Below are 18,506 nucleotides of genomic sequence, written 5' to 3' on the forward strand. Positions count from 1 at the left end.
AGGAAAAAATTTATTAGTTCAGCTTATTCCATTTCCACCAACATTCTATACTTTTAAGAAGCATCAGCTGCCTTTCGGAAGCTGATGTTTCTTTTGGCCGAACGGAGTCAAAAGTAAAACTATTTTAACAATTTACATTGTTTTAACTTTAGGTCTTGTTAAAAACCGCAACAATTGGATTGACAATAACGCATTTTTATGATATAATAACACAAAGTGCTTTAATCAGCGGCAGTCAGTGCAGAGGCCGCTGAAAGCAAATGATCTTTACGTCTAAAGCGGCGTAAAAACTATTGAAAGGAAGTATTGCAAATGAAAAAGTTTATTTCTGCAATCACATCACTTGGAATTGCTGCTTCAATGATAAGTGCAGTAGTTCCCGCAACAGCAGGTGCTGCTGACGCTTCCAAGGGCTTCGCTGTCAAGACATACGATATTGCAAAGCCATCGGCAGCTGACGGCAAATCCTCAGTAACTATCAAGAAGAGCGACATTCCTGCAGACGGTTATGTTCTTACCTCTGCTCTCTATTACAGCGAGGCTACCAACGGTTCTACCGACTCTCTCCTCGTTGGTCTTACAACAGATTCAAAGGATATCTCCTTCAAACTCTATAACCCCGAAAAGGACGGCTATACAACCGAAGAAAAGGAGTATACTTTACACGGAACTTCTTTCAAGACATCAAGCTATATCTCATTCGGCGGCTCATATGACGACCTCGACGGCTATATGTATGCAGGCAAGCATATATTCGGCGTTGACAAGTCCCAGACAGCAGCCGGTACGGATAACTACTACATAGGCCTCTCATGGACGAACAACGGTAAGGATTACAAGTGGGCTGGCGAAAAGTCCGATTCTTATCCTTTATATGTATTCGATACCGTTATCCCGCAGAGCATCGCTCCCGGCAAGTACAGTGTAAAGTTCTGTGAGTACAACACGGATACATCCGGTGAGAACTACAATCCTTGTCCGCTCGTTGAGGGTGAAAAGAAGAGATTCATGACCAAGGACGGTACTCTCAAGCTCGAGACAATGACTATCGAGGTCCTCGGTGACGGTGAGCAGCAGGCTACAACCACCAAGGCTCCCGAAAATACTACAACAACCACAACAACGGCAAAGCCTGTATCTCAGAACGGCGATATCAGCTTCACATTCGTTGACAAGAACGGCAAGAGCTCTATCGAAGCTAAGCCCGGCGACGAGATCACAGTCAATGCAAATATCACCGCAGGCGGCAACAAGGTCTCTGCTATGGACCTCCAGTTAAAGCTCGGCAGCGGTCTCAAGCTCACAAAGATCGGCGGTAAGTCAACTGCTCTTGACGGCGCTGCTGTTTCAACAAACGAAGACGATTGCCGTGCAAACTTCACATCTGTTGACGATCAGGGCGATCCTATCGTTCCTAAGGACGGAAAGGCTGCTCTTACATTCGTAGTAAAGGTCGCAGACAATGCAAGCGGCGATTACACAATCGACTTCTCAGAGTGCAAGGTATTCCAGGACAGCACAAACTTCAACTACAAGACCTCATCCACACCTCTTACTATCAAGGTAAGCGGTAACGGAAATACTCAGCAGCCTGTCGGAAATGCTGATATCAACTTCTCATTCGCTGACAAGGACGGCAAGACAGAGATTTCTGCTAAGCCCGGCGATGAGCTCACTATCTATGCTAACATTTCTACTGACAATAAGCCCGTTTCGGCTATGGACGTTCAGTTCAAGCTCGATTCAAGCCTCAAGCTCACACAGATCGGCGGAAAGTCTGTTGCTCTCGATAATGCAGCTGTTTCAACAAACGAGACCGAGCGCCGCGCTAACTTCACATCTGTTGACGAGGACGGCGAGCCTATCGTTCCTGCTAACAGCAAGGCTGCATTCATTATCAAGGTAAAGGTTGCTGATGACGCTTCAAACGGCAAGCACACCATCGGCTTCTCAGAGTGCAAGGTCTTCAAGGACAGCACAAACTTCAACTACACAACATCAACTGCTCCTATCACTGTAACAGTTACAGGCGGTAAGGACATAACATACAAGCTCGGCGACGTTAACAACGACGGCAATGTAAACGCAGTTGACGCTTCACAGGTACTCAAGTACTATGCTAAGCTCTCTACAGGCGGCGAAGGCGGCTTCACAGAGGCACAGAAGCTTGCAGCAAACGTTAACGGCGACTCTATCATCGACGCAGTTGACGCTGCAAAGATACTCAGCTACTATGCATATGTTTCTACTGTTAAGGAAGGAACTCCCAAGACAATGGAAGAGTTCATGGGCAAGTAATTGAGCCAACACGAAAAAATCATTATCTGAAAGACGGCGGTCTGTACTTTGTACAGGCTGCCGTTTTTTATTATCTGCAATTGCAGGCTCCGACAGCTCCGCAGATAATATATACTTATTTTAACAGGATAACAATTCCTTAAAACGTCGGTATATAGTAGTATAACGGAAATATCTGCCTTTCGGACGTCCGTATGATTGACTTTTTACGGAAAATGTTATATAATATATTTTGATATAATAAGCCGCGTAAAACGGCTGATTGGGGTGAAATTTTTTGAAGAAATACCTGGGGCAGATCATTTTTAACCTTATTATCGCAGGGGTAGGAGCCTTGCTCTTCGGCGGTACAGATATCCTGGACTCCGCAGGGCTCTCCATTATAGCTATAATAGTCATTGTCGGGCTTCTCAGCGCAGGAAACTATTACTTCGTGAAGCTTGCGGCTCTCGGAAAGAAAGCCTTCCAGCGCTCCTACGTCATTGACGAGCACACATTTGAAGCTCTCAATGAGCCTGAGGACTACATAAATGTCATGAAAGACCTGAAGGACTATCCCCTTTGCCGTCAGGAGGCTGCGAGAATGATAGAGCAGTGGGAGCTTTTCCGGAAAAAGTCGGAAACTCTCGATACAATAAGCTCCAGCGGCGGCGTCTATGAGCTGGTAAATCAGGATATCCAGTCCGTAATGCTCAATAATATGACTATGTTCATGAAGCGTACCGCTATAATGCAGTCAGCTTCAAGGAATGAAGAAATAACCACTCATAAGGGCTACCTTAGAATGCTTACGGAAAGAAACGATAAGATACTTAAGGACTATACCGATCTCCTCGTGGAAGTCTCACAGATGACCGACAATGAGAGAAGCAGTACCGAAATAAGGTCGCTCAAGCTTATAATAGATTCCATACACGAATACAAAAACCAGATCGAAAGTGAGGACATGAGATGAACAAAAGCAAAACTCCCGTTATTATTGCTATTATCGGTGCTATCATAACTGCGGCGATGATAATCGCAGTTATCAACAAAACCTCTTCGAGGAACAACAATCCGCCTGTTACAAATAACAATAGTAATAAGGTATCTATCAACGAGCCCGAAGACAAGCTTCAGAAATGCCTGAAAAAAATAAACATTATCAGCACAGAGAAGATAAAGGGCACTGTTGACTATTCGGATAATAGCTCTGCCAATCTCCCGAATATCGAGACAAAGTATCCCCTCACCATTGTCGGTGACGGCGATGTGGATATCGAGATATTCTCCACCTCTGAAAAGGCAGGCAAGAACAACAACGGCTGGCTCAACGAGACTGCGGAGGAGTTCAACAATCAGAGGAACCGCCTCTCAAACGGAATGATCGCTTCCGTAAGCGTAAGAAGTATTCCCTCGGGAGCTTCATCTGACTATATATCCAATAATGTATATCTCCCCCAGGCTTATACGCCTTCAAACGAGCTCTTCGGCAAGCTTGCAATGGAAGCGGGCGCCAAGCTTAAACTTGAGGCTGAGTCTCTCGTTGCAAATACGGCAGGTATTGCTATTTCGCGCACTGCCGCTTCAACTATAAATTCAAAATACGGCTCTGTGACCTATGAGAACGTTGTTGACGCTGTTGTGAACGGCGAGCTGCAGATGGGTTATACATACCCTTATACTTCGGCTACAGGTCTCAACTTCCTGGTAAATGCCCTCCAGCACTTCGACAGTGACAATATCCTCAGTGAAACGGCTGTTTCAAAGTTCCAGCAGCTCCAGAAGAGCATTCCTTTCGTATGCTACACTACAGACCAGATGGTAAACGCTATGCAGAGCGGCACGCTCCAGGCAGGCGTTGTGGAATATCAGGCTTACACAAACAGCCCCGTACTCAAGGGCGGCTATGACTTCGTACCTTTCGGCTACAAGCACAGCAATCCCCTTTACAGCGTCGGCGACCTTACACAGGAACAGCAGGAGGCTCTTGATCTTTTCCTGAACTATGCACTCAGCAGCGGTCCTCAGCAGCACGCAAGAGATTACGGCTTCGCTCCCGACAGCAGCTACAGCTATAACACCAGGGACATCAGCGGCGGCGATATAATCAGCGCTCAGCGCCTCTGGAAAGAGGAAAAGGACTCGGGTACTCCAACTATCGCTCTGTTTATCGCAGACGTTTCGGGAAGTATGATCGGCGATCCCCTCAACCGTCTCAAGGAGTCTCTGTTAGAAGCTTCAAAGAATATCAAGTCGGATAACTATGTCGGTCTCATCTCCTATAATGACGATGTAAAGCTCAATCTTCCCATAGCTCAGTTCGACCTCGAACAGCGCTCATACTTCGCAGGAGCTGTGGAGAAAATGAAGGCAGGCGGCAATACCGCTACCTATGATGCTCTTCTCGTTGGCATCAACATGATAAACGAGTACAAGGAGAGCATTCCGGGCGCCAAGACAATGATATTCGTCCTCAGTGACGGACAGTGCAACCGCGGCGTTGAGTATAATACCTCCGCAGGTATAGTTAGTCATTACGGAATACCAATATATACTATCGGATACAACGAGGAGATCAACTCCCTCAAGGACCTCTCCTCCATAAACGAAGCAGTTTATATCGACGCTGACAGCGACGACGTTGTATACGAGCTCGCTGCTCTCTTCAATGCACAGATGTAATTGCTTAAAGTGATAATATCAGACAGGGCTGCCTTTGGCAGCCCTTCATTCTGTCAAACCACCTATATTATTTAAGGAGACGCCCTCACTTGCGGAGCGCTTTGAGGGTATATGTGGTAATTTGCCCCACTCCCCACCAGAGGCGCTGTCTCTGGACTCCGCCAAAGGGTTGTAAACCCTTTGGAATCCCTTCCATGAGTAAATTGACTTTCTCTTTACAAAAAAGCACTTTCTATAAGAGGGCTGAAATGAGGAAGTATTAAACGCTTTTCCGTTTAATAAGAAAAAAATAATTTTCAGATTCCACTTTGTGCATAAAACCGCACCCATTCTCAGTACGCCTTTTGTCGTCTGTGAACATATGCCCGTCAGCAGACCTATACTCAAAACTCAGGACGTCGGGGATCCACGTCCCTGCATTAATATCCATGTTATCAGTTCCCGAAAAGCGCCACCACAGACATTGACAAGGGCGCTTTTTTTATGATATAATTGGAATAATTAATGAATACTGTTCAAAAAGGAGCGTTATCAAAGATGAATGTTAAAAAGCGTTTCAGTATCCTTTTCCCCGATCATGAAAATGTGACCTATAAACAGCTCACGGAAACCACCTGCCACGATCTCGGTCTTGACATTCTCTGCCGTGAGCTCACACTTGACAAAAGAGAACAGAACATAATCATGAACGTTATCTCAAATATGACCTCTGACGCGAAAACGGCTTTTTACAGGCAGAAAGTGTTTGCGGATATCCTAAGGCTCCCCGATCTCAGAAAAAAACTTTCCGACATCTTTGACAGGATAGAATATATCAGGACATTCAACTCAGGCAACCTCGAAATTGACGAAAAAATCGGTTTCTGGCTGCTTATGCACAGGCTCAACGAGCTCAGCGACTATATCAAATGTTTGGAGTCAATGAGAGAGTGCCTTTCCGACGCGGATATACAGTCTGAGGGGCTTACCGCTTTCAGGGACTACCTTGATATTCTCTATGATGAGGCTCACTTCAAGGCTATGAAAAAAGATATCGCCGAGCTGAAAGCCAGTACATCGAATATACAGAGCGTTACCCTCGGCGTAAACGTAAATTCAAGGTTTGAAGCAGTAAGTCTCGGCCTTGTGTCGGTCAACAGCAAGCCCTTCAAAAAGTCCAATATAGTAAGCAACTTTGCCGACGCTATATCCGATAAGGACAGGATTCAGGACAGCACCGACTGGGACGGCGATATGCACTATCATCATGTGGATAAGGATCACAGCAATGGGCCTGCCAAATTCATCGAAAATATCAGCGGTATGCTTACTATAACAAAGACTCCTTTTATGGACGGCAGGATAAGATCAACTATCGTACAGAACATAAATAACGATGATTCGGCAGGAGCTACCTTCTACCTTGACAAGGTAATGAACAAAATGATCGGCTCCGTCATAAAGAAGCTGAGAAGCGTTCTCACTGAATACGCAGATATCGCTATTGTGGATATCTCCAACGTTATCCCCGAATTCATGTACTATATCAGGTTCGCGGAGTTTATCGAAAAGCTCACTGAAAAGGGATTCGGGTTCTGTGAGGCACAGCTCTCGTACAAGAGCAATGTCTCTATGGACGCAAAGGAGCTCTACAACCTCAGGCTCGCCCTCAGTCTTGAAAACAGCAGCGAGATAGTATATAACGACCTCGGCTTCGACAACGAGCATAATCTTTATATCCTCACAGGAGCGAACCGCGGAGGTAAAACCACAGTAACACAGGCTGTCGGACTTCTCTATATCCTCGCGCAGGGCGGTATCTCCGTGCCTGCTTCTTCCTTTGCGTACAAGCCTGTGGACTGCATATACACCCACTTCCCTGCCGACGAGGATAAAACCCTTGATCTCGGCAGGCTTGGCGAGGAATGCGTGAGGTTCAAGGAGCTTTACTCCGAAGCTACAGGAAACAGCCTTGTTCTGCTGAACGAAACATTCTCAACGACCTCATTCGAGGAGGGCTTCTATATTGCCAAGGACTCCGTGAGAGCCCTTATGAAAAAGGGCATAAGGACTATCTACAACACCCATATGCACAAGCTTGCGGCAGACATCGGCGAACTCAACAGCGAAAGCGATGTATACAAGGCGGCTTCACTCATCGTCAAGAACGAGAAAGGCAAGCGCTCTTTCAAGGTGGAGATAGCTCCCCCGGAGGGACTGTCCTATGCTAAGGATATTGCCGAAAAATACGGTGTTACTTATGAAATGCTCACAGGAGAATGAGCTTCCCTGACAGTTTTCCATACAAAATAATGGCATTCCTTATATACACAAACAGGACGGAAATATTTCCGTCCTGTCTTTTTTATTCTATTCTCAAAACGCAATCTATAATTATTATTGCAGATCGCCCAGCTGAGTTGCTGCACCGATAAATAACGGTACGTTGTTCTTGTCAACTATCATGTACACGAACGGTCTGTCAAGATATATGTATACCTCTTTCTTCGGTTCCGGCATTATTTCACATCCGGCTGCCATTCCTACAGCTGTTACGGCTGCTGCCTTTGTGCCTGATTCTGTCAGCTCTATCTTTGTCTTATGAAGTACCGTGGAAATATACAGGGGATCGGCTCCCTCAACGGAAAGATCGTTTATCTTTGAGAAATCAGCTCCGCCGCTGAAAGCTGTGGGCATTCCCATTTCCTTGAGGAAATCGTTCAGCGTCTTTCCGTAATCGTACTCGAACTTCGGTATCATAGTGTAAAGGTCAATACTATCGGGGTCCTCACATTCGCTGAGACCTGCAAGGAGCTTCTCGGCGTCAAGATTCTTCACATATTCAACTATATCATTGTCACGGGGAAGTATTCCCACAAAGCTGTAATCGCCGCCTGCATAGGGCTTCTTGAAAGCGTCTGCGTCGCCGAGGTCGAAGTACTCGCGCTCCTGGCTGATAAGCTGCTTTATCGTGCGCTTATTGCCGTTAAGGTCTGTGAACTTGCCGTCGGGAGCCCAATCATACTGATTCTGCCATTCCGCCTCGAAATACAGGGTATTTATGAGCATCATGAGCATTTCTTCATTTTCTGTGGGTTCAAGGGAGTCCTTTTCGAGGAGAGTCGGTATCATGCCCTCGGTGTTCCTGCTTACCCAGCTGTTTATATCGGCAACTGTATCGTTGTTGAATGCAGCCTTGTACAGCTCGGCGTTATAGTACTCCTTATTCTTTTCAAGGAATTCATCATAGACCTTGAATGTTTCCTTGTCCTTGAACCATATGGAGTCCGCCATATATACCTTTTCCTTGTCCTTCTTAGGAAGATTCCTTATATAGCCCGCCATGTACTCGTTGAGCTGACCGACAGTAAGTCCGTTTCCGAGGACCTTCTCCATTTCATCGAGTGTCTTGCCGTCAGCTCCGTTTGCGGTCATAGTAAGAGCTGCCGATATGGAAACAGGCGAGATAAGCATATTCTCCTCTTTCTGTTTAGTAGGGTCAAATGCCTTTTTCAGCAGCTCTATGCCAAGATTCATCTCTGCAGCTGCAAATTTTTCATCTGCTGTCCTGCCCTCGGCTGCCTGTACGCTTACCTTGTCGTCAAGGCGGACGCTGCTCATCGGGGTGGAAGTATCAGTGTTTTCCGACTTCTTGTCAAGCTCATACAGCAGACCGTCAAGGCTGAAGGCTTCCTCATATATCATCTTGTACCAGGGCTTCAGCGGATTCCTGATGAACATATTTCCCATATGCCATACAGTTACAGTATCTCCGCCCTCATATTCAAGATCGATAGTCCAGCTTGTGCCATTATAATGATCGGGATTTTCGGAGAAATTGGTTATGAGGTGCAGCCCCGAGAGATAATCGGCTACAGCCTGAGCTTTCTCACCTTCAAATGTATACTTTCTCGTGCCCATCATGCCCGTTACAACAGCGCTTTTTATCTTGCCGTCTTTCAGTCCGAGGAGATCTGCCGCAGACTGTCCCTCGCTTATATCAAAGCCGAGAAGCTGTTTCTGTATGCTCTGCGCGTCGCCAACTGTCAGTCCGTCACCGTTGAAGTCGCCGTTTTCCTTGCCCTGAGCGGTAAGGTGGTTGTCGGCAGTACCGTTTTCGCCGTATTTATTGGGATTTGCAAGAGCCTGCATAATAAGCACGGCGTCTGCCATATCTACTGTGCCGTCACAGTTTACGTCGCCCTTTAGCACATCATGATCGGGAGACGTGCTCGTTCCAATCGTTTCATCTGTATCTGCACCGAGATAATCAAAATAGAAATAACAGAAATGTTTATTGAGCTGTACATAATTCATAGCAGCCGCCAGAAGCTCCGCTTCTTCATCTTCGTCCTTAACCTTTGGAATAATCGCAAACTGAGCACATTTATTACCGTTACACGTCATTGCCTGCTTATGCCTGATATCAAATAATTTCTCTGGAAGAGCAGCCTCTTCTTTTATTTTTTCATCGTCAAGGACTTCTCCGAACTGATCGCCCTCATAAAGCACATTTACAATTTCATTCTGTATAATATCATTTACCTTTCCAATCTCTCTATTTAATCTCTCTTTTGTCCATAATGTGCATTCTACACCGCTTGTCTTTTCTTTTTCATCAAGCAAGGCTTTCACTTCATCGGCTGACAGCTTGCTAAACTCGTCAAAGGTATACTCCTTTTCCGACTTTTCATCAGCTGTAGTCAGTGAAGCAGTTATATCCGTATCACTGTCTGCGTTGTCTGCATTTGCGAACGTCAATGCAGACGATGCTGCCGTCATCACTGCTGCCATTAATGCCGCAATGATCTTTTGTGATTTTCTCATAAGAACCATCCTTTCATAAATAAATTATTGCCGCGGGGGTATTGTTTTTATTATTTCGTAAATATCCATGCCGCTTCTGCAGTACAGATAATACTCTTCATTCTCCTGAAACCTTATTGCAACAGCGTCATCACCGACATAACCGCTGACAGCGTATACGTCTGCCGAACACTTCTTTTCCTCGCCTGCGATACGCTGACCGCTGAGCATTTCCGCGCTGTCTGTCCATGCTCCCACTACATCGGGCGAGATCATGTACAGGCTGTTGTAGACATAGTCACTGCCGTAAATGTATGCATATGGATAGCGCTCGTTTATCGGAAGCTGTAACCATTGCTGCTCCTCATAGCCGCTGTCGTCTCCGCCTGAACCGCCGCCACTCATGCCGCCTGTTCCGCCTCCGAAACCGCTGCCTCCGCCGCTGTAGCCGCCTGCACCGCCGTTCTGACCGCCGTTATTGCCGTCGCCTGTAAGGCCGCCGTTTCCGCCGTCATCACCGCCCGGAACTTCGTCTGTCCTTGTGGTGGTTACTTCCCGTGTAGTCACCGTATTGGCTGCCGTAGTTGCAGATGTCACGGTAGTTTTCAATGTAGTTTCAGCTGTAGTGCGCTCAGTAGCCGCTGCTGTCGTTACACGAGTTGAAGCCTTCTGCGTGGTATCTGCCGCTGTAGCCACATCAGTTTTTGCTGTAGTGACAGTGGTCGCCGATACAGTCGTTTTTGTGCCGCTCTTTTCGGCTGTGGTCACAGCTGTTGTGCGGGCCGTGGCTGCTCTTGTTGTGGTAATGGGCATAGCTGTGCCCTGTACGGAGGTCGTTTCCGCTTCTATGATATTATCAGGGACAGGAATCGTATCGGGACGGGTATGACCCTTCCATACGCCAAAACCGATAATAACAGCACCTATCACGCCTGCCGCCGCAGGTATCACCCTTTTGGCAACAGCTTTCCTGTGCTTTCTCTTTTTCTCGGTTTCATCGCGGACTTCAAGTACATATTTTGCCATTTCTTCATATGTTTTCATATTTGAAGCCCCCCTTTTCAAGTTCTGTCCTAAGTGCCTTCCTTGCATTATACAGGAGATTTTCTATCTGTTTTCTTGACCTTCCGATGATCTTTGCAGTTTCCTCATTGCTGAACTCCTCGAAATAGGTAAGGTACAGCACCTGCTGATACTCCTCCTTTAGCCTGCATATAGCATGGCGGAGGTTTATCTTCTGCTCGCTGACAAGATAGCTCTGTTCAAGGTCGGCTTCGTCCGCAAGTATACCGCAGTCGCTGAGAGGTACTCCCCTGTTTCTGCGGAGCTTTCTCACGTTGTCTATAGCGATATTCCTGCCGATAGTGTAAAGCCAGGTCTTGAATGAGCTTTTGCCGTTGAATCTCGGCTTCTTCACGGCGAGCCTGATAAAGGTATCCTGCACGCAGTCCTCGGCTGCGCTGATATCATCGGTATAACTACGCAGATACAGCATGAGACCGTCCCTGAACTCACGGACTATCTCGACCATACCGCTGTCATCGCCTGCAAGGAAACGGCGGTAGCTACTTTCACCGTTATCCATGTATGGACTCCTTTCGCGTCTGATCCTGCGCTCTTTACATATTAGACGTAACGAGAGCGGAAAAACACTAAGCTGATTTCAGGTTAAAATAAAAAATTATGTAAGAATGGTTCGTTCGCTAATATTAATCTAACATCTATACTGCGGATTGTCAATAGTTTTACGGAAATAAAAAAAGCTCCGCTCACCGAAGCAAGCAGAGCTCATATCGTTTTATTGTGCGCTATTTTCAAGAAGAGCCTTTTTCATCGCTGTCAGGTCAAATACGTCGAGCTTGTTATCCGCGCAGAGGTCTGCGGATCTCCAGTTTACAAGCTTCGCGCCGTCAGCTCCGAGGAGCCACCTTTGCAGGGCTACGATGTCGCAGATGTCGAAGATAGCGTCACCGTTCACATCGCCTCTGAACGCTGCATAAGACGTTGCGCCCATTCCCTCAAAATGAATGCCCTCACAGCATGATCTGAGCTGCACGTAATTAAGCATTGCGGTATAAAGCGTGACCGCCGTTTCCCTGTCGTCGGCATAAGGCTTTATGACACAATTGCAGTACTTTCTGTATATTGGACCTGTCTCCTCATTTCCTGTAAGGCAGGTCATTGAAACAGACGGTTGTATATCAAAAAGCTCGGGAGAAAGCTCGAGTGCAGAGTATATCTTGCCGATATCCCATATAACGTCGCCGTCTTCGATAAGCTCATGCATATCATCTGCACTGTAGACCTCTGTCACAAGCTCTTCTCCGTTTCCGGCGGTCATAAACGGCTTCGGGTCGAGCTGTACCTGATAGAAGCCGTTGCTGAGAACGGTCTCGGGCTTATAAATGTGATATCCCTTTTCCCATGTCATGCCCTTTGCTTCGTAAAGCGCCTCTATTTCAGCCGTTGTCATACTGCGGATATCCTCGAAAGTATAGTCCTTATCGGCATTTATTACAGATGTATCTGTCTCTGACAGCTGATCATCCTTTACGCTGTCAACGGAATAGACCTTTTTCATATACACCGTGATCTCATTCTGTTCCGGGGAGGTAAAGCAGAATGGGGTCTGCGACTTTTCTTCATCAATTACATAACAATAGTTCCTGTTTTCAACATATGAAAACGCCCAATGATATACGATACTTATATAATTATTCAATATAACGTCCTCAATGACAAATGGATTGTTTTCGTTTACATTCCATTCATCAAGAGAGACACATCCGCCGAAAAACGGGTCTGAAGGCATGATCATTGAAGAAGAATAGGCGTTGAATACAACATCCTTGCCTTTGGGATCGCTGAAAAGCTCATTTGTCTCCTCGTCGATAACTGTGACTTTGATATCTCCGTATTCGACCTTATCCTCTCTCGGGAGCTTATGTACATATACCGTTATATCGTTAACTTTCTCCTTGACCTGCCATAAAAATGCACTGGAATCTTTGGCATAGTCTATTGCATAATAATAATCGTCGTCCCTCATGTAGTATGTGTCGTTCACAATACTACCTGCAGTGTTTAACGGTACATTTTTCAATGTAAGCGGATTGCAGAGAGCAGCATCCCAATTAACGCGGAGGTCGGAAATACTGAACAGACTGTGCTCTGTGAAAAGCTCATTCGTATCTTCATCAATGACAGTGATGTTGACTGTCCCACAGTTGTCGTTCTGCTTTATTGGCTCTTTCTTCATGTATATTGTAATATTATATGTTTCTTCGCTTTTGTCGTAAAAGAACTGCGAATTTGTCGTCTTGTAATCTATACTGTACTTATATCCGTCATACTCCCTCGCTGCACAGTCTGAAACGACAACATAGCTTGCTTCCTTTAAAACGTTCTTTACGGTAAAGGGATTGCTCTCCAAGGTGTTCCAGCTCTCGTCACATGGAAGTATACTGAAACAGCAGTCCAGGTCAAAAAGCTCGTCCGTCTCCTCATCGATAACGGTAACTATCATGTCTCCGTACTCTCGTTGTATCCTCTTTGCCTCCGCACTTGGAACGCACATCATCGACAAAGCAAATACCGATGACATAATAAACGCCAGTATTCTTTTCCTCATAAAAACACTCCTTTTTATTGATTTCCCGTTCCCTTTCTGTATTTATCTCATTTATCTGCTTTCAGCTCAGGTTTTACACCCTGCATATATTAGACGTATGCAAGTCGGAAAAACACTAAGCTTTTCTGGTGTTAAACAATAAAAATATCACGCATGCCGTATGTCACTTTAAATATAGCAATATTTCGAGAAATTGTCAATATCAATGAATAATTTTCTTTTTTTGACATATATTATACCGAAAGGGTGATGATTTATGAAGATCAAATGGACCGACCTTATCATATGGGTAGTTGCAACCGAACTGGTGGGAGCTCTGTCGGCTCTTATCTCGGGTGGGAACTTCTCGGAGTTCTACAGCTCCCTTGAACAGCCGCCGTTTGCTCCGCCCGGGTGGCTTTTTCCCGTGATGTGGAGCATTCTCTACGCGCTCATGGGAGTTTCGGCTTATCTTATATGGGAGAGCGGCAATACGCGCAGAAAAGGAGCGATCATACTGTACGGAGCGCAGCTTTTTGCGAATTTCCTGTGGACTCCCGTATTTTTCGGATTGAAGTCCCTGAAAGGTGCGACAGTTGTGGTTGTCATCATGCTGATACTCATAACCGCCATGATAATATCGTTCCTGAGGATAAACAAGACTGCCGCATATCTCAACCTTCCATATCTGTTTTGGACTGCCTTCGCCACTTACCTCACAATTGGCGTGACAGTGCTGCAATAACAAAAAAACTGCCAATACTGTGATACTCATACAGGAGCTTTGTACTTTCTATTCAGGGAAAACCTTTTGGAAAAGATTTTCCACGATATAAAGCATCAGTTCCTATATATGCATCACAGTATCGGCATTTTTGCTGTTTTAAACTTTTTCTTCGCTTATAAGCTTATCGCTGTCCCATTTCTGGCGCTTTTTGCTGCCGTCGGTGCAGGTGAGTATCCCCTCGCCGCAGCGCAGGTCGTTCTGCCACTCGCCCTCAAAGACGTTGCCGTTTTTGAAATAATACACTCCATGTCCCTGCTTGAGACTGTTGGAATACTCTCCCTCGAATCTGTCACCGTTTTTGTAATAGAACACGCCGTGACCATTTTTGAGGTTGTCCTTCCACTCGCCGTTGTATTTGTTTCCGTTCTGTGAGGAGAATACTCCCCTGCCGCTTCTGACGTCGTTTTCAAAGCCGCCCTCGTACAGATCGCCGTTTGCCCATGTAAAGACTCCCTGTCCGTGCTTGACGCCCTCCTTGAAACCGCCTTCGTATTTATTGCCGTTGGTGTAGGAGAATACTCCCTTGCCGTGCATTTTTCCCGTAAAACCTACTTCCCCCTCATAGGTGCCGTTCTCAAACCTAAGCACCCTTTTAGCGTCGGGTGAGGGCTTTGGAGTTCCGCTCACAAGCTTCTCGCTCACCATTTTTCCGTTCTTGTATATGCGCTTGTATACGCAGTCGTCACGGTCTGACAGGGTAGCCTCTCCCTCGAGAAGTCCGTCTATCCACTCTCCCTCGATAACGCTGCCGTTTTCGCAAGTATACACGCCTTTCCCGTGATATCTGCCCCTGTTCCATGTACCCTTGAACTTTACTCTGCCGTTTTCGTAGTATTCCGTACCTGCGCCGCTTTTCCAGCCGTCTTTCCACTCGCCGTCGTATAATGTCTTTCCTGTCTGGCTGAACTCCTGTCCTTTTCCGTGAAATCTGTCGTCCTTGAAGTCGCCTGCATACGTAAGGGACTTGCTTGTATCGTCGCCGCCCTGCAGCATATCATAGTAGCCCTTAGCGTATTTTTTTCCAAAGCCGCAAAGCTTTCCATTCTGCCATTCGCCGTCATATTCGATCTCAAGACTGTTTATGAAAACTCCGTGACCGTGGGGTTTCCTGGACGAGTCAACGTGCCCCGAATAAAAACCAGTACCCAGCGTTTTGCTCTCAAAATGAATATTGTTCGCGATCCCTTTGCTGACCTTTAAGAAATCCATCATGCTCATAAATATTTCTCCTTATCGTAGCTTTAAGGTTTAAGTGGAGAATCTGACGAGATAAATTATCAAAAACATTATGCAATTAATACATATTTCATCTGTTATATTGTACCATATTAATTCAACAAAGTCAATAATCCATTTATGCATTCAGGTGTAATTCCGCTTTGTCAGTCCGAGTTTTCGCGGAAAAAACTTTTACAGCTGATATATATTTTACAGTTTTGACAAAAATGACCCCCGAACAAATCGAGGGTCTCAGCGTAAAATCATTATTCACTTATTTAATGGCATTCAATTACAACGACCGCAGGCTGTGTTGCAACAGGTTCACCGTCAGTCGTTACAGGTGAAGTTTTCGTGTCATAGCTTGATATATTATCAAGCGACAACGCCTTGAGTTCAGCCTCAGTTACATTAATTACAAGTTCATCTGCCGCCTCATCATACTCATAGCTGATGTTCTGCTCCTTCAGCTTCTGAACGGAGATCTGCTTCATATCATGATAGTACGCTTTTATCGCTTCTGACAGGTTCTCCTGCGGAGCATAATCGAACTTTGCGATATCTTCTTCAACTTTTTTACGAAGGAACTTACCGTCCACGATATACTTTGCAAGGAAATCCCCGCCGTAAAACGCAACTCTCTCCTCATACAGCGACTTAGCCCATATCTCGCCGTTTCCGTCGCCTGTTGTGTAAAGAGCTTCACCGTATTTCAGCTTCTCGCCCTCCTTGTCCAGCTGTATAAGCTTGTCAAAGAGGTGAGAGTTCTCGTCTCTCTCGTCTGCATATTTCTGTATGGTCATGCCCTTGTATTCATAATCGTAATCAAGCTTAAAGCCAGGAACAACACTGAAAACCGTATTCGGATCAGTATTATTCTTCAAAAGCTCGTACAGCTCATAGGTCACAGCGACTCCGTCCACACTTGATAACCCAGCCACCTGAGACTGCAATTCCTGACGGAGTTTCTCCTCATCAAAGGGAACATACTTCTTATTCCAGTTGACTGTCTGTCCCTTGTATTCGGACTTTGGAACAGCTATCTGCGCGAAGCATACCGAGAACATATCGTCCTCTCCGTGTTTTCTTACATAGTCCTCTATGCAGATATCTATCGTACTGTCAGAAAAAGTGATATCTCCTATTCCGTAAAGCGGTCTGTCTGAGCCTGCTCCTTGCGGAATGGTATTGAGAAGAAGAATGTTTTCGCCGAAATAGCTTTCATCATATTTGGAAAGATATTTTGATACAATGTGCTCATAGTACAGCGGTTCGAGGTATGCTTTAAGCTCGGCGGTATTTGTAACTACGGCTTTTAATATCTCAGCATTCCATGTTACATTCCTATAATCATCAGACGCAGGATACCATACAAGCTCTTTGCCGTACTTGGCATCAACGGTCTCTTTTATGCCGAGGAGCTTTTTCTGTATAGCCTGCGCGTCGCCAACGGTAAGTCCGTCGCCGTCCGTGTCGGCATTTGCCCTGCCCTGAGCTGTAAGATGAAGCTGCTCTGTGCCGTTTTCACCGAATCTGTTCGGGCTTGCAAGAGCCTGCATTATAAGCACTGCATCCGCCATATTTACCGTTCCGTCGCAGTTTGCGTCGCCTTTAACTGTTGAAGCAGCCGTGGCTGAAACATCATTTGCCATAGCTGCACCCGGAATACAAGCAGCTCCCATACAGCAAGTTACAGCCGTTAGCATTGCGATAAACCTCTTGTTTTTCATAAGATCACTCCTTTACTTTTTTGATTCTTTAAAAGGCAGTTTCCTTGTAAACGGTATCTGTTCTCCTTTTTTTATTGCGACAACTATATCATCGGATTCAAGTATTGTATAGAACTTTACTGTCGGATTGTCATGGAAAATGCCTTCAAAATCTGTACCATAACCGAGAAATTCATCAAGAGTATATTCATTTTTCCCGTCATCCCCACTGTCATCAGTTCCAATATAGTAGTAAGTAACTCCGTCAATGTAAACTTTTGAGAAAACCCCACCCATGTTATTACCGCCTGAAGTAGTTATCACAGAAGTTGTAATATGTGCATCATCATGTGTAGTTAAAGTTGTATTGGCACTGCTTTGAGTTGTCATTGTAACGTTCACTGATGTTTCAATAACAGAAGTCTGCTGAGTGGGCGGTTCTGTCACGGGAGCAGCAGTGGTTTCGGTCGTATTTGCCTCTGTTGTTTCGGTATTTGTGCTTGTTTTCACAGCGGAAGTCGTTTCTTTTTCCGTCTTAGATGTCCCAGTCACGGTAGTTTTTGCGGTCTTTGTGGCTGAGACAGTGGTTTTAGAGGAAGTCCTTACCGTCGGCACCTGCGAAGTCGATTCAGCAGCAGTTGTCGGAACTTCTATAATAATATCAGGTGACGATGGTATAGACGGGATATTCCTCGAGTAGTTCCAGTACCCCAGTCCCAGCCCTACAGTCAGGCACAGACAGGCAATAACAGGAACAGTATGCATGATTATACGCTTCTGCCGTTCTTTTTTCTTTATGTGTTCGGTTCGTCTGGAAAGGACACTCTGATACATTTCAAAATCATTCTTCATATTCAAAGCCGCCCCTTTCCAGTTCAGTTTTCAGAGCCTTTCTGGCGTTGTACAGCAAGGTCTCAATCTGCCTTTTCGATTTTTTCATGATAATAGCAGTTTCCTCGTTGCTGAATCCCTCAAAATATGACAGATACAATACCTGTCGGTATTCTGTTTTCAGGCTGTGCAAAGCCTTATGAACAGCTCTCTTTTGTTCGCTTTTTATGTAATTGCCTTCGATGCTTTTCTCGTCGGCAAGATTTTCCTGCGATTCCAGCGGAACGATGATGAATTTGGCGCGTTTTCGCAGATGTTTTGCGGTAATATTGCGCCCAATGGCGTAAAGCCACGTCTTAAAGGAGCTTTTTTCCGAAAACTTCGGACAGCGTATGGCGAGCTCCGCAAATGTGTCCTCGGTCATCTCCTCAGCTGTGCGGATATTCTGCACGAAGCTGTTGATGTACAGTATCAGACCCTGTCGGTATTCGCGGATTATCTCGTGGAGCCCTTCATCATCACCTGCAAGGAAACGGCGGTAGCTACTTGCACCGTTATCCATGGGGAGATTCCTCCTCTCAGGGGTATTGATTTATCCCTTTCA

General features: G+C 45.7%; 13 protein-coding genes. 5 read left to right on the forward strand and 8 right to left on the reverse strand.

Annotated features, from left to right (window positions below):
• The first annotated feature begins 312 nt into the window (after window positions 1–312).
• The 4 genes from IKW96_RS07450 to IKW96_RS07465 all read left to right on the forward strand — a co-directional run bounded on the left by IKW96_RS07450 (window position 313) and on the right by IKW96_RS07465 (window position 7,224).
• Complete coding sequence (locus IKW96_RS07450) at window positions 313–2,298, forward strand: dockerin type I domain-containing protein (RefSeq protein WP_296572575.1); 1,986 nt, start codon at window positions 313–315, stop codon at window positions 2,296–2,298.
• Between the two features lie 277 nt (window positions 2,299–2,575).
• Entirely contained in the window at window positions 2,576–3,253 is a 678-nt protein-coding gene (locus tag IKW96_RS07455) for a hypothetical protein (protein WP_296572579.1), read from the forward strand.
• Window positions 3,250–4,962 carry a VWA domain-containing protein gene (locus IKW96_RS07460; protein ID WP_296572582.1) on the forward strand — a complete coding sequence of 571 codons (1,713 nt, stop codon included), beginning with the start codon at window positions 3,250–3,252 and terminating at the stop codon, window positions 4,960–4,962. Before IKW96_RS07455 ends, IKW96_RS07460 begins: the two co-directional genes overlap by 4 nt.
• Before the next feature lie 537 nt (window positions 4,963–5,499).
• Window positions 5,500–7,224, forward strand: a complete 1,725-nt coding sequence (locus IKW96_RS07465) for a DNA mismatch repair protein (protein WP_296572585.1) — start codon at window positions 5,500–5,502, stop codon at window positions 7,222–7,224.
• Window positions 7,225–7,338: 114 nt separating this feature from the next.
• Here IKW96_RS07465 and IKW96_RS07470 read toward each other — a convergent pair whose 3' ends face one another.
• The 4 genes from IKW96_RS07470 to IKW96_RS07485 form a co-directional block, all read right to left on the reverse strand.
• Window positions 7,339–9,768, reverse strand: coding sequence for a serpin family protein (locus IKW96_RS07470; RefSeq protein WP_296572587.1), 2,430 nt, complete (start codon window positions 9,766–9,768; stop codon window positions 7,339–7,341).
• A 24-nt stretch (window positions 9,769–9,792) separates the two neighbouring features.
• Window positions 9,793–10,791 (reverse strand): hypothetical protein, encoded by a 999-nt coding sequence (locus tag IKW96_RS07475; protein WP_296572589.1) that lies wholly within the window; start codon window positions 10,789–10,791, stop codon window positions 9,793–9,795.
• Entirely contained in the window at window positions 10,778–11,332 is a 555-nt protein-coding gene (locus IKW96_RS07480) for an RNA polymerase sigma factor (protein WP_296572594.1), read from the reverse strand. Before IKW96_RS07480 ends, IKW96_RS07475 begins: the two co-directional genes overlap by 14 nt.
• 213 nt (window positions 11,333–11,545) lie before the next feature.
• On the reverse strand, window positions 11,546–13,378 hold the full coding sequence (locus IKW96_RS07485) for a dockerin type I repeat-containing protein (RefSeq protein WP_296572597.1): 1,833 nt from the start codon (window positions 13,376–13,378) through the stop codon (window positions 11,546–11,548).
• A gap of 256 nt (window positions 13,379–13,634) precedes the next feature.
• Between IKW96_RS07485 and IKW96_RS07490 the strand changes: the two genes are divergently transcribed.
• On the forward strand, window positions 13,635–14,102 hold the full coding sequence (locus tag IKW96_RS07490; RefSeq protein WP_296572599.1) for a TspO/MBR family protein: 468 nt from the start codon (window positions 13,635–13,637) through the stop codon (window positions 14,100–14,102).
• 138 nt (window positions 14,103–14,240) lie between these two features.
• Here IKW96_RS07490 and IKW96_RS07495 read toward each other — a convergent pair whose 3' ends face one another.
• From IKW96_RS07495 to IKW96_RS07510, 4 genes are all read right to left on the reverse strand, one after another.
• A complete protein-coding gene (locus IKW96_RS07495) occupies window positions 14,241–15,362 on the reverse strand; it encodes a hypothetical protein (RefSeq protein WP_296572602.1) in 1,122 nt (373 codons plus the stop codon).
• A 278-nt stretch (window positions 15,363–15,640) separates the two neighbouring features.
• Window positions 15,641–17,092, reverse strand: coding sequence for a dockerin type I repeat-containing protein (locus IKW96_RS07500; protein WP_296572605.1), 1,452 nt, complete (start codon window positions 17,090–17,092; stop codon window positions 15,641–15,643).
• 12 nt (window positions 17,093–17,104) lie between these two features.
• Window positions 17,105–17,923: a tyrosinase family protein gene (locus IKW96_RS07505; protein ID WP_296572608.1), complete on the reverse strand. Its 819-nt coding sequence runs from the start codon at window positions 17,921–17,923 to the stop codon at window positions 17,105–17,107.
• Entirely contained in the window at window positions 17,913–18,464 is a 552-nt protein-coding gene (locus tag IKW96_RS07510; RefSeq protein ID WP_296572611.1) for an RNA polymerase sigma factor, read from the reverse strand. Before IKW96_RS07510 ends, IKW96_RS07505 begins: the two co-directional genes overlap by 11 nt.
• Window positions 18,465–18,506: the final 42 nt, after the last annotated feature.

The sequence above is a fragment of the Ruminococcus sp. genome, from assembly GCF_017549005.1.
Taxonomy (GTDB): Bacteria; Bacillota; Clostridia; order Oscillospirales; family Ruminococcaceae; genus Ruminococcus.